This window comes from Variovorax gracilis (assembly GCF_030317115.1).
Lineage (GTDB): Bacteria > Pseudomonadota > Gammaproteobacteria > Burkholderiales > Burkholderiaceae_C > Variovorax > Variovorax gracilis.
The window spans coordinates 79888-92369 of record NZ_JASZYF010000011.1 but is presented as its reverse complement, the minus strand read 5'-3'; the positions used below and the strand labels follow the sequence as shown (position 1 = coordinate 92369).

Below are 12482 nucleotides of genomic sequence, written 5' to 3'. Positions count from 1 at the left end.
GGCCCGGCGCGGCGGGCACATTCAATGCAGATCGAAGCAGCACCCCGCATAGAACGCCTTGTCCCCACCCTCGACGAACGGCACCTCGATCGGCTTGCCCTCGTTGCGCCAGGCATCGCGCCGCTTGTAGCCGGCCGCGGCGAGTTCTGCCAGCAGCGCGTCGTAATGCTGGATGCGGTAGGGGCAGACCGCAAAGCCGATGCTGTTGAGCGTGTAGAGCGTCTTCTGCTCGTGCACCGCCGCCGTGTTGATGATGATGCGCCGGGGCTTGGCCGGCAGCGCCGCGATGATCTCGGAGATGCGCAAGGGCAAGTACTGCAGGCTGCCAGAGGCGTAGAGCACGTCATAGCCCGTGGCATCGTTGAAGTCGGTGGTGAAGTCCAACTGCTGGGTCACCTCGCGCTGTACCGCCAGGTCCTGGCCCGTCCGCACGACACCGGGCACGTCGCAGACGGTCCAGCGCAGGTCGTTGGGATAGGGCAGCATGCGCCGGAACGCGTAGTACTTGATGCCGACGTGGCCGCCCAGGTCGAACACGCTGCGCATGCCTTCTTCCAGCGCGCGGCCCAGCCAGAACAGGCCCGGGTAGTCGTAGAAGTAGACCTGATGGCTGTAGAGCGTCTTGGCCGCTTCGGCGTTGTCATAGCCGACGGCCTTGGTCGGCGGCGCGTGGGCTTCGGCGTCCGCAAAACTCTCGAAAGAGCCCATGAAGAGATTCTCTTCACGGTTCTCCAGGAACTTGCGGCGGTACGCGGCTTCCCGAACGGAGGAGGGCATCAGACTCGACAGCATGGGACCTCTTTGGCGTCAATGTGAATTGCCTACGCATTTTGCACTTTGAAACACAAAGTATTCAACTATTTGAATCGATTTGCGCGTTCCTTCTCGTTTTCAAGCCGCGACGGCCCGCCGGAGCGCCGCTACTGGGCTTTGTAGCCGGCGTTTTCGATCGCCAGGATGATGTCCTGTCGCGGGTGTCCGCTCAGCACGTCGACGTGACCGGTTTCGAGGTCGACCGTGACCTGCGCCTCTGGATCGATGGTGTGTACCGCCTGCTCCACCATGCTGACGCAATGGCCGCAGCTCATTCCCGTGACCTGGAACTTCTGGCTCATCGTGGTTGCTCCTTCGTATGAATGAGCCGCCAGTTTGAACCTTCTCACGATGTCAATGTCCAGCGAGGGGACGCTGGGACACCGGGGCGTGGGTGCCTTCGACCACCTCGCACAGCTGCTGCAGGGTGATGCAGCCACGGCGCGGGTCGAGCATGGCGCCGGGAATGCGAAGCCGGAAGGCGTCCTCGACGGCAAAGACCAGCTCCAGCTGTTCGAGCGGCTGGAGGCCGAGCTGGTCCAGGGCCACGTTGGGCCGGAGCGCGTCCCGCGGAAGGTGGAAGTCGGTTTCCAGGATGGTTGCGATGGTGTTGAAGGTCGGCGAGTTCACGGTCTGAAACTCCTTGGGTGTGAGGGTGAACGGCTCGTTCATGTCGCTGCCTCCGAGGCCGCCACGGTGCGCGGCGCTGATTTCGACCTCGGTGCGAACCAGGCGACGTAGAGTGCGGGCAGCACCACCAGCGTGAGCAGCGTCGCAGTGAAGAGACCGCCGATCACCACGATCGCGAGCGGGCGCTGGGTTTCCGAGCCGATGTCGTGCGACAGCGCCATGGGCAGCAGGCCCAGCGCGGCGAGCAGGGCGGTCATCAGCACGGTGCGCAGGCGCTGCATGGAGCCTTCGCGCGCGGCCTCCAGCACGCCGAGGCCTTCGTTGCGCAGTTGCTGGAACACCGAGAGCATCACCACCCCGTTGAGCACGGACTGGCCCGAGAGCGCGATGAAGCCGATGGCCGCCGAGACGGACAGCGGAATATCCAGCACATAGAGCGCCACGAATCCCCCGATCAACGCGAGCGGCACGTTCAGCAGGATGAGCGAGGCCATCTTGAGCGACTTGAAGGCGTCGAAGAGCAGCACGAAGATCAGCAGCAGCGAGATCGGCACGACCACCGCGAGCCGCGACATCGCACGCTCCTGGTTCTCGAACTCGCCCGACCAGCCGACGGTGTAGCTGGCCGGCAGCTTGACGTTCTGGGCGACGCGCGCCTGCATGTCCTTCACCACCGAGCCCATGTCGCGGTCCTTGATGAAGATGCCGATGGCCATCGTGCGGCGCCCCGCCTCGCGCGCGATGTTCATGGCGCCGCTCGTTTCGCGGATGTTGGCGACCGCGCCGAGCGTGGTGTAGTTGCCGTCGGCCGTGGCGATCGGCGTGGCCCCCAGCGTCGCGATGGCGCGGCGCGCCTGCGGCAGACGCACGGCGACCGAGAACTTGCGCTCGCCCTCCCAGAGGTAGGTGGCCGACTTGCCGGCCAGCGCGGCCTCGATCACGTCCTGCACGTCGTTCACGTTGAGCCCGTAGCGGGCGGCGCGCTCGCGGTCGATGTCGACCACCAGCTGCGGCAGGTCGCCGAGGCGGTCGATCTCTGCGCGGAACACGCCGGGGACCTGCTTGACCTCGTGCTCGATCGACTCCGTGATGCGGCGCAGGACACCGAGGTCGTCGCCCGACACCTTGATGACGATCTGCCCGTCGATCTGGGAGATCGACTCGAGCACGTTGTCGCGGATCGGCTGAGAGAAAGACGGCTCCATGCCGGGAAGCGCCGAGACGGCACGGTCCATCTCGTCGATGAGCTGCTCCCGGGTGAGCCCCTTGCGCCATTCGTCCGTGGGTTTCACGTCGACGAAGATCTCCGCCATGCTGATGGTCTTGGGGTCGGTGCCGTCCTCGGGCTGGCCGGCCTTGGAGACCGTGGTCCGCACTTCCGGCACGGTGAGCAGCGCCTTGCGCACGTTGCGCAGGATGCGCGCGGCCTCGTCGTTGGAGACGCTGGCCGGCAGCCGCAGGTTGACCCAGATGGTGCCTTCGTTGAGTTCGGGCAGGAACTCCGAGCCGAGCCGGGAGGCGGCGACCAGCGCCAGCGCGAACACGCCGAGCGCGATGGCGACCACCTTCGTGCGATGGGCCAGCGCCCAGTCGAGCACCGGTGCGTAGAAGCGCTTGCTGGCCGCGACCACGCGGTTGTCGCCATGCGGCAGCTTGCGCCGCAGCATGCGGAAAGCGAGCAGCGGCACCAGGGTGAGCGAGAACACGAGCGAGCCGATCAGCGCGGTGGTGACGGACAGCGCCATCGGCTGGAAGATGCGCCCCTCGTGCCGCTGCAGCGCAAAGATGGGGATGTGCGCCGCGATGATGATCAGCATCGAGAACAGCGTGGGCCGTCCGACTTCGGTGGCTGCCTCGACGATGGTGCTGCGGCGTTCGTCCTCGCTCATCGTCTCCGGCTTCTGGGAGAGGCGATGCATGATGTTCTCGATCACGATCACCGCGCCGTCCACGATGATGCCGAAGTCCATGGCGCCCAGGCTCAGCAGGTTGGCCGGCACGCCCATGATCTTCAGGCCCAGGAAGGTCGCGAGCAGTGCCAGCGGGATCACCGCCACGACGGCGAGGCTGGCGCGCAGGTTCGACAGGAACAGGTACAGCACCAGCGAGACCAGCAGCGCACCTTCGACGAGGTTGCGGAACACGGTCGCCAGCGTCTTGCCCATGAGCCAGGTCCGGTCGTAGAAGGGCACGATCTGCACGCCGGGCGGCATGCCGCGCGCATTCAGCTGGGCGATCTTTTCCTTCACGCCCTTCAGCACGACGCTCGGGTTCTCGCCCTTGCGCATGACCACGATACCGGTGACCACGTCGTCGTCGAGGTCCTGGCCCACAGTGCCCAGACGGGGCACCGCGCCGACTTCCACCCTGGCCACGTCGCGCACGAGGACCGGGGTGGCGCCGCGTGCCGACACCACGATGCGGCCGATGTCGTCGGCCGAGCGCAGCAGGCCGATGCCTCGGATCGCGTATTGCTGCGCGCCCTGCGCCACATAGCTGCCGCCCGCGTTCGAATTGCCCCGGCCCAGCGCGTCGAGCAGGTTCTGGAAGCTGAGCTTGTAGGCGCGCAGCTTGTCGAGATCGGGCTGGACTTCGTACTGCTTGATGAAGCCGCCCATCGCCACCACGTCGGCAACGCCGGGGACCTGGCGCAACTGGCGCTCGACGGTCCAGTCCTCGATGCTGCGCAGCTCCGTGGTCGAGAGGCCGTCGCCGCGTAGCCGATAGCGCATGATTTCGCCGACCGGCGTGGCGTTGGGTGCGATGTCCGCGTCCACGCCCGCAGGCAGGTCGACGCCGCGCAGGCGCTCGTTGACCTGCTGGCGCACGTCCTGCACCTTGGCCGCGTCGTCGTAGGTGACGACGGTGAACGACAGTCCGAACTGCGTGTGCGAGAACACGCGAATGGCATTGGGCAGACCCGAGAGCGCCACCTCGATCGGCAAGGTGACCTGCTTCTCGACCTCTTCCGCCGCTCGGCCCGGATAGAGCGCGATCACCGTGACCTGCGTGTCCGTCACGTCCGGGAAGGCTTCCACCGAGAGATTCTTGAAGGCGACCACGCCCGCCAGCGCAAACAGCAGCGTGCCCAGCACGATGAAGAGCGGTTGGTGGAGCGCGTACTGGATGAGGCGCTTCATGGCTTGCCCGTGCCGACCACGTTGGCGGCGGCCGTGTCCTGCGCCTGGCGGAGTTCGCGCGCAAGGAGGAGCGCGTTCTCGCTCACCACCATCTCGCCGACCTCCAGGCCGCTCGAGAGCACGATCTCAGCCGGGCCCGAATAGCCGATGCGCACTTCGCGCGGCTCGAACACGCCGGGCTGCACCTGGATCAGCACCGAATGCTGGGCACCCCGAAGGATGACCGCCGATGCAGGCACCACGACGCCGCCCGACCCCAGCATGCGCTCGAACTGGGCAGTCGCCAGCATCTCGGCCTTCAGCTTGCGATCGGGGTTGGGCACGATGCCGCGGACCTTGATGGTGCGGCTCGCGGGGTCGATGAAGTCGGCCGTGGCGGTCACGTAGCCCTCGAAATTCTCGCCGGGCAGCGCGGCCACCCTGAGCTGGAAGACCGCGCCGGGGCGCAGCGTGGCGACCTCGGACTCGCGCGCATCGATCTGCACCCAGAGCGAGGTCGGATCGCTCACCACGAAGAGCGGCGGCACGCCCACGCCCGACTGGTCGGGCCGCAGCTCCTGGCCGGGATTGAGATTGCGCTCCACCACCGCGCCGGCGATGGCCGACTGGATGGCGAGCCGCTGGTTGACGCCGCCGCCGCCGCCGTACATCGCAGTGCGTGCACCGGCGCGCGCGACCTCGGCCTGCGAGCGGGCAGCGTCGGCTTCGGCCTGTTCGAGGTCCTTCCTCGCGACGATGCCGGCCTCGAAGAGTTCGCGTTGCCGCTGCAGGTTCTTGCGTGCGAACGACACGTCGGCCTGCGCTTTCGCGGTGTCGGCCTGCGCGATCCCGAAATCGGGCGACGCGAGTTGGGCGAGCACCGTGCCGGGCTGCACCGGCTGGCCGATGTCGGCCTTGATCGCAGTGACGCGGCCGGCGAAGGGCGCGTAGATGCGCTGCGTGCGCTCCTCGTTCCAGATGAGGCGCGCGGGCAGTTCGGTTCGGACGCTCTTTCCGGGCGCAGCCGCCGTGAGCGTGAGCAGCTTGAGTTGCGGATGGTCGGGCGCGAAGCGGATCTGGTTGTTCTGGACGATCGGGGATGGCGGCTCGGCCTCGGCGACCGGTGCGTTGCGATCGCCGCAGGCGGCGAGCGTCAACGCGACCAGCGCGGCGAGCAGCAGCGGGCGCACGGGCGGGGGAAGAAGGGCGTTCATGGCGTGGGCATGGGTTGGGTTCGCAGGCGCCAGGCCAATGCGGCCTTGGCGTGGTCGACGCGCGCGGCGATCGCATCAAGCTGGGTGGCACGCAGCGTGCGCCGCGCATCGAGGAGGTCGCTGAGCGACATCGCGCCCTTGCGGTAGGCCAGCTCGGCGTTGTCTGCGACCTGGCGTGCGCTGGCGAGGATGTCCTTCTCGAAGATCTGCAGCCGGCGCGCATTCGCCTCGGCCTCGTCGCGCAGGCGCTGGAGTTCCAGCTTCGCGTCGTGCCGCTTGCGGGCCAGCGCGTCCTGCGCCTGCGTGTAGACCGCCTGGGCGCGCCCGATCTCGCCCTCGAACTGGTAGCCCCAGTGCAGCGGCACGACGGCGCGGACTTCGAGCAGGCGATTGGATGTGCCCGGGTAGCGGTCGAGCGAGACGCCCCAGACGACGTCGGCGCTGCGCTGTGCCTGCGCAGCCGCCAGTGCGGCGTCGGTGGAGGCGACGCGTGCCTGCGCGGCGCGCACGTCGGAGCGCGCGTCGACGAGGGCATCGAGGTCGGTGTCGCCCGCCGGCAGGGTCAGCGCGGGCCAGTCCGCGTTGGCAGCCAGGCCGCGGACCGCCGCGCCCGGCCCGAGCAATTGCGTGAGGGAGATCTGCGCGCGCTCGCGGTCGAGTTCGGCCGCACGCAGGTCGACGCGACTGCGCTGCGCCTCGATGGCCGTGCGTGCCGCTTCCTGCGCGGGCAGGTCGCCGGCCTGGACGCGCCGCGCCGAGGCATCCGAGAGCTGCTGGGCGCTGCGCTCGACGGCGTTCACTTCGACGATGCGCTCCTGCGCGCCGAGCAGGTCGAAGAAGGCGCTGCCCGCTGCGATCAGCTGCTGCACCTGCACGTCGTCGACGTCGGCAAGCGCCGCGTCGGCCGCACGTTCGGCCGCCGTGGTGCGGGCGCTGCGCTTGCCGCCGCGCTCCCAGGTCCAGTCGATGCCGAGCGAGTTGTCGACCCGCTTGCGGCCGATGTCGCCGCCGCCGACACCGTTCTGCAGGTCGATCGTGCTGGACTTGGCGGTGAGCAGCGGTGGCGGCGCATGGTCGGCGGCCAGCACATCGGCGCGAGCTGCGGCGAGCGACTGACGCGAGAGCATCACATCGGGGTTGTCGCGCGCCGCGCGCAGCACTTCGTCGAGCGTGAGCAGGCGCTGCGAGGTCTGCGCCCACGCAGGCGCGATCGCCATGGCGCCCATGAAAAAGGCCGCGCAAGCGGCCTGCTGTCGTATCCTCATTGGCCGTTTATCGCGTCGGAGTGCTGACGGCGTGCTGACCCTCGCATGTTGTAAAAACACGTACCTCCTCACTTCTCACATCCCATGCGAATCCTCCTGGTCGAAGACGACGCCGTGCTGCGCGGCGTGATGTTGCGCAGCCTGGGGGACGCGGGACACCGCGTCGACGTCGCCGCGAGCGTGGAGGAGGCCGACCACCTGTGGCGCGTGCAGCGCTTCGACGCCGTGCTGCTCGACCTGAACCTGCCCGCGACCTCGAGTCCGACCAGCGGGCTCGCGAGCGGACTGACGGCGCTGCGCCATGCACGCACGCGCGGCGACCGCACGCCGGTGCTGGTGCTGACGGCCCGCGACCGCACGGACGAGCGCATCGCCGGCCTGGACGCGGGCGCCGACGACTACCTCGGCAAGCCCTTCGACCTGGCCGAGGTCGAGGCTCGCCTTCGCGCGCTGGTGCGCCGCGCACAGGGCACGGAGGACATCGCGACGCTGGGGCAGCTGCGGCTCGATCGCCGGGCGCGCCGCTTCGCGGTCGGCGGCATTCCGCTCGACCTGCCCGCGCGCGAGTTCGAGGTGCTCTGGGAACTGATGAGCCCGCCGGGCCGCACGATCAGCAAGCGGGAGCTGTCGGACAAGCTGTCGACCTTCGACGAGTCGCTGGGCGACAACGCGCTGGAGGCTTTCATCTCCCGGTTGCGCAAGAAGCTGGTCGGCAGCGGCGCGGCGATCCGCACACTGCGCGGCATCGGCTATCTGCTGGAAGCGGACGTGTGAGCGTGCGCGCGACGGCTGGGGCGGGCGCTGCCGCCGCGCCCTCGCTGACCGCGCGCGTGCTGCGGCGCGTGCTGCTGCCGCTGGCCCTGACCTGGCTGGTGGGCACCGCGGTGGCCCTGGTGGTGGCGAACTACTTCACCGAGCAGGCCTTCGATCGCGGGATGCTGGACGATGCCTATGCCGTCTCGGCCAACGTGCAGGCGGGCGAGCGCGACATCGAATTGCTGCTGTCGCCGCGCGAGGTCAACAGCGTGCTGTTCGACCAATCAGAAACCGTCTTCTTCGCGGTGCTGCGGCCCGACGGATCGCTGCTCGCCGGCCATGCGGGGCTGCAGGCGCCCGAGCCGGAGGAGGGCGCACGCTATCGCTTCTCGCGCGTCACCTACCAGGGCAAGGACCTGCGCGCGGTGGTGCTGAACCACGATGCGCCCAACGCTTATCGCGTGGTGATCGCGCAGACCACGCGGGCCCGCGCGGTGCTGGTGGAGCGGCTGCTGGTCTATTCGCTGGCCCCGCAGTTCGTGCTGCTCGCGCTGCTGGCGACCTGGCTGTGGCGCGGCATCGACCGCGAGCTTCGCCCGCTCGGTGAATTGCGCCAGACGCTGGAACAACGCGATGCCCACGACCTCGCGCCCGTGCCCGTGGCGCGAAGCTCGCGCGAGCTCGAACAGTTGGGCGATACGCTCAATGCGCTGCTGGACCGGCTCGCGCAGAGCGCTTCCGCGCAGCGGGAGTTCGCGGGCAACGTCGCGCATGAACTGCGCACGCCGCTCGCGGGCATTCGTGCGCTGGCCGACTACGGGCTGGCGCAGCAGTCGCCTTCGGTGTGGCGCGAACAGCTGGAGAGCATCGCAGAGAGCCAGGCGCGTGCGAGCCATCTGGTGGACCAGTTGCTTGCTCTGGCGCTGGCCGACGAAGGACGCACGGGCCTGCAGCGCGAAGCGCTGCGATTGGATGACCTGGCGCAGCAGGCGGTGCTGCGGCATCTGGCGCGGGCCGATGCCCACGGGGTGGATCTGGGCGCGCAGGGCCTCGACGAGGCCGTGACGGTGGAGGCGAACGCAGCGCTGGTCGAAGGGATCCTCGACAACCTGATCGACAACGCGCTGCGCTACGGCGGACGCACCATCACCATCGAACTGGCGGGCCGCACACTGGCCGTGGTCGACGACGGCCCCGGCATCCCGCCCGAAGCGCAACGCGACCTGATGAAGCGCTGGGCGCAAGGCCCTGCCGGCCAGAAGCTCGGACAGGGCGCAGGTCTGGGACTCGCGATCGTCGCCCGCTACGCGAAGCTGCTCGGCGCCGAACTCGCCTTCGCGAAGGCATCGAATGAAGGCGGCCTGAGAGTCAGCGTAGCCTTCCCCTCAACCTGACGCAACCTCCTGCCTTCGCCAGAAATCCCGCGGAGCCGGCTTCGCCGGCCCGCCGGGATTGCCCCCGGTAGGGGGTAGGCGGCCACACGAAGTGGGCAAGCCTGGGGGCGAGTTCAAAGTGCCGGGTAGTCGATGTAGCCGACTTCGCCGCCGCCGTAGAACGTGTTCTTGTCCCACGCGTTCAGGGGAGTCCCCTCACGCAGGCGACGCACCAGGTCCGGGTTGGAGATGAAGGGCTTGCCGAAGGCAACGAGGTCGTCGCCTTCCTTCAGCGCTTCCTCGGCCAGCGGCTTGTCGTAGCCGTTGTTCACCATCCATGCGGCCTTGCCGCCCGCCTGGCGATAGGCGGCCTTGAGGGCTTCGTAGTCGAAGGGGCGATCGTCGATCTCGCGCGGGCCGCCGGTGGCGCCTTCGATGATGTGGATGTAGGCGAGGTTGAGCGGTGCGAGCTGCTTGACGACGTAGTCGAACAGCGGCTGCGGGTTGTCGTCGTGCGCATCGTTGGCCGGTGTCACGGGCGACAGGCGGATGCCTGTCTTTCCGCCGCCGACGGCATCGACCACGGCGCGCGTCACTTCCAGCAGCAGCCGGGCACGGTTCTCGATGCTGCCGCCGTAGTCGTCCGTGCGCTTGTTGCTGCCGGTCTTGAGGAACTGGTCGAGCAGGTAGCCGTTGGCGCCATGGATCTCGACGCCGTCGAAGCCCGAGGTCTCCACCGCGTTGCGTGCGGCCGCGGCATAGGCGTGGACGATGCCGGGCAGTTCGCTCGCATCGAGCGCGCGGGGCTCGGACGTCTCGGTGAAGGTGGGAACGCCGTTCTTGATGAGCACGGTCTTGGTCTTGGCCGTGATCGCGGAGGGCGCGACGGGCTTGCCGCCCTCGGGCTGCAGTTCCACGTGCGAGACACGGCCCACGTGCCAGAGCTGCACGACGATCTTGCCGCCCTCGGCGTGCACCGCGTCGGTGACGCGCTTCCAGGCATCGAGCTGTTCCGAGCCATAGAGACCCGGTACGTCCGCATAGCCCTGGCCCTGGTGGCTGATGGCGGTGGCTTCGGTGATGAGGAGGCCTGCGCTGGCGCGCTGTGCGTAGTAGGTGGCCGTGATGTCGCGCGGGACCGCGTTGGGCGAGCGATTGCGCGTGAGGGGCGCCATGACGATGCGGTTGCTCAGCTTCAGGTCGCCGGCCTGCACGGGATCGAAGAGGGAGGACATTGTTTTGAGTTGCTGTTGTGGAGAACGAAGGCAAGGGTAAACCCCGCTCTTCAACCGCGCTGTCGCGGGGTTGTCGATTTGCTGATAAGCGTTGCCGCAGAATGGCCGCGCACGCATGATCCATACGACCGCCGCCACCCTCACGCCCGCGCAGGCATTGCGCCTTGCGCTCGCGCTGTCGCTGGGGGCGGCGGTTTCGCTGGGTATCACGCGCTTTTCCTACGGCTTGCTGTTGCCGCCGATGCGCGCGGACCTCGGCTGGAGCTACACACTTGCAGGAGGCATGAACACCGCGAATGCGGCCGGCTACCTGCTCGGCGCGCTGATGACGCCGGGCTTGATGCGGCGCTTCGGACCCGTTCGCCTGTTGGTCGGCGGCGCGGTTTGGGCCAGCCTCTTCATGGTGGCGAGCGGCTTCTTCACCTCGGCACCCGCGCTGCTGCTGCAGCGGCTGCTCGCCGGCCTGGCGAGTGCATGGGTGTTCGTCGCGGGCGGTTTGCTGGCGGCGCGGCTGGGCGCCTTGCAGCCGTCGCGCTCCGGCTTTCTGCTGGGCCTTTACTACGGCGGTACGGGCCTGGGCATCACGTTGTCGGCGCTGCTCGTGCCGGCGGTGCTGCAGGCTGCGTCGAGCCAGCCGCACGGCTGGGCCTGGGCATGGTGGGCACTGGCGCTGGCCAGTTTCATCGCGACGGCGGTTCTGGCGTTGGCGATGCGGGCCTTGCCCGCCGAGGCGCGCGCGCACGTGCCTTCGCCATCGGTCGACGCGGCGCCGCATTCGTCGACGCCCGTGCGCCGCTTCGGCTGGGCGCTGGCGGGCTATACGCTTTTCGGTGCCGGCTACATCGGCTACATGACCTTCGTGATCGCGCTGCTGCGCGAGCAGGGGGCAAGGCCTGCCGACATCACCGTCTTCTATGCCTTGCTCGGCGTGGCGTGCGTGGCCTCGTCGCGACTGTGGGCGGGTCTTCTCGACCGTTTTCGGGGCGGCGGCCCGCAGGCGGTGCTCAACGCCTTGCTGGGCGTTGCGACGATGCTGCCGGTGCTGAGTCCGTCGTGGCCGGTGGCGATGGCCTCGGGGCTGCTGTTCGGCGCGGTGTTCCTGTCGGTGGTGGCATCGACGACCGCACTGGTGCGCCACAACCTGCCGGCCGCGCAATGGGCGACCGGCATCAGCGCCTTCACGATCGCCTTCGCGCTGGGGCAGATCGTGGGGCCCACGGTGACCGGCTGGATCTCCGATGGCGAAGGCGGCCTGGCCCGGGGCCTGGTCGCCTCCGCGATCACGCTGTGGGCCGGCGCGCTGCTGGCATCCCGGCAGAAGGCGCTGGCGGGTTCGTGAAACACGCGGACCCGGCTTTGCCGGCCCCGCTGGTGTGGCCTACTTGATCAGGCCCTCGGCCTTCATGGCTTCCTGGACAGCCGGGCGTGCCGCAACGCGTGCATGCCAGGCGTTCAGGTTGGCGAAGGACGCGATATCCACCCCCGTCGGCTTCGCCCAGTTGGTGACGGTGAACAGGTAGCCGTCGGCGACCGTGAAGTGCTCGCCCATCAGGTAGTCCTTGCCTTCGAGCTGGCCGTCGAGCCATTCGTAGCGCGACTTGAGCTTGGTCTTGAAGGTGGTCTTGGCGTCTTCCGGCATGTTCGGATTGAACAGCGGCGAGTAGCTCTTGTGGATCTCGGTGCCGATGAAGGTCAGCCATTCCTGCAGGCGGTAGCGCGAGATCGTGCCGTTGGCCGGCGCGAGGTTCTTGGTCGGCGCCAGGTCGGCGATGTACTGGACGATTGCCGGGCCTTCGCGCAGGCGGGAGCCGTCGTCGAGCTCCAGCAGGGGCACATAGCCGAGCGGGTTGATGCCGTAGTAGTCGGTGCCGTCCTGGAGCTTGTGGCTCTTGGTGCTGGCAAGCACGGGTTCGAAGGCCAGGCCTGCTTCACGCATTGCGATGTGGGGGGACAGCGAGCAGGCGCCTGGTGAGTAGTACAGCTTCATGCAAGGAACTCCAATGAAATGCAAAAGTTTGGAAAGGGCGCTTTCGAAAGCGAAGGTCGATGCTAGCGGGTTCGGCGCCATCGCGTTTTT

The 12482-nt window shown here is 68.3% G+C and carries 11 protein-coding genes; 3 read left to right on the top strand and 8 right to left on the bottom strand.

Going from position 1 to position 12482, the window contains the following annotated elements; all coding sequences use genetic code 11:
* Positions 1-21: 21 nt before the first annotated feature.
* The 6 genes from QTH97_RS21140 to QTH97_RS21115 form a co-directional block, all read right to left on the bottom strand.
* Entirely contained in the window at positions 22-792 is a 771-nt protein-coding gene (locus QTH97_RS21140) for a TIGR04325 family methyltransferase (protein ID WP_286570424.1), read from the bottom strand.
* Positions 793-920: 128 nt separating this feature from the next.
* Complete coding sequence (locus tag QTH97_RS21135) at positions 921-1115, bottom strand: heavy-metal-associated domain-containing protein (protein ID WP_286570423.1); 195 nt, start codon at positions 1113-1115, stop codon at positions 921-923.
* 52 nt (positions 1116-1167) lie between these two features.
* On the bottom strand, positions 1168-1485 hold the full coding sequence (locus QTH97_RS21130) for an acyl carrier protein (RefSeq protein ID WP_286570422.1): 318 nt from the start codon (positions 1483-1485) through the stop codon (positions 1168-1170).
* On the bottom strand, positions 1482-4583 hold the full coding sequence (locus QTH97_RS21125) for an efflux RND transporter permease subunit (RefSeq protein ID WP_286570421.1): 3102 nt from the start codon (positions 4581-4583) through the stop codon (positions 1482-1484). Before QTH97_RS21125 ends, QTH97_RS21130 begins: the two co-directional genes overlap by 4 nt.
* Positions 4580-5776 (bottom strand): efflux RND transporter periplasmic adaptor subunit, encoded by a 1197-nt coding sequence (locus QTH97_RS21120; RefSeq protein ID WP_286570420.1) that lies wholly within the window; start codon positions 5774-5776, stop codon positions 4580-4582. The genes QTH97_RS21125 and QTH97_RS21120 overlap by 4 nt, the downstream gene beginning before the upstream one ends.
* Positions 5773-7041 carry a TolC family protein gene (locus QTH97_RS21115; protein ID WP_286570419.1) on the bottom strand — a complete coding sequence of 423 codons (1269 nt, stop codon included), beginning with the start codon at positions 7039-7041 and terminating at the stop codon, positions 5773-5775. Before QTH97_RS21115 ends, QTH97_RS21120 begins: the two co-directional genes overlap by 4 nt.
* Before the next feature lie 84 nt (positions 7042-7125).
* Between QTH97_RS21115 and QTH97_RS21110 the strand changes: the two genes are divergently transcribed.
* Both QTH97_RS21110 and QTH97_RS21105 read left to right on the top strand, forming a co-directional pair.
* The gene (locus tag QTH97_RS21110) at positions 7126-7815 is read left to right on the top strand and encodes a response regulator transcription factor (RefSeq protein ID WP_286570418.1); all 690 of its coding nucleotides are present in this window, start codon (positions 7126-7128) and stop codon (positions 7813-7815) included.
* A gap of 2 nt (positions 7816-7817) precedes the next feature.
* Complete coding sequence (locus tag QTH97_RS21105) at positions 7818-9191, top strand: sensor histidine kinase (protein WP_444813460.1); 1374 nt, start codon at positions 7818-7820, stop codon at positions 9189-9191.
* A 113-nt stretch (positions 9192-9304) separates the two neighbouring features.
* On the opposite strand, the gene QTH97_RS21100 is transcribed toward QTH97_RS21105, so the two are convergent.
* On the bottom strand, positions 9305-10405 hold the full coding sequence (locus QTH97_RS21100; RefSeq protein ID WP_286570416.1) for an alkene reductase: 1101 nt from the start codon (positions 10403-10405) through the stop codon (positions 9305-9307).
* 115 nt (positions 10406-10520) lie between these two features.
* Between QTH97_RS21100 and QTH97_RS21095 the strand changes: the two genes are divergently transcribed.
* The gene (locus tag QTH97_RS21095; RefSeq protein ID WP_286570415.1) at positions 10521-11744 is read left to right on the top strand and encodes a YbfB/YjiJ family MFS transporter; all 1224 of its coding nucleotides are present in this window, start codon (positions 10521-10523) and stop codon (positions 11742-11744) included.
* A 39-nt stretch (positions 11745-11783) separates the two neighbouring features.
* Here the strand turns inward: QTH97_RS21095 and gstA are convergent, their stop codons facing one another.
* Complete coding sequence (gene gstA / locus QTH97_RS21090) at positions 11784-12392, bottom strand: glutathione transferase GstA (protein WP_286570414.1); 609 nt, start codon at positions 12390-12392, stop codon at positions 11784-11786.
* Between the last annotated feature and the right edge of the window lie 90 nt (positions 12393-12482).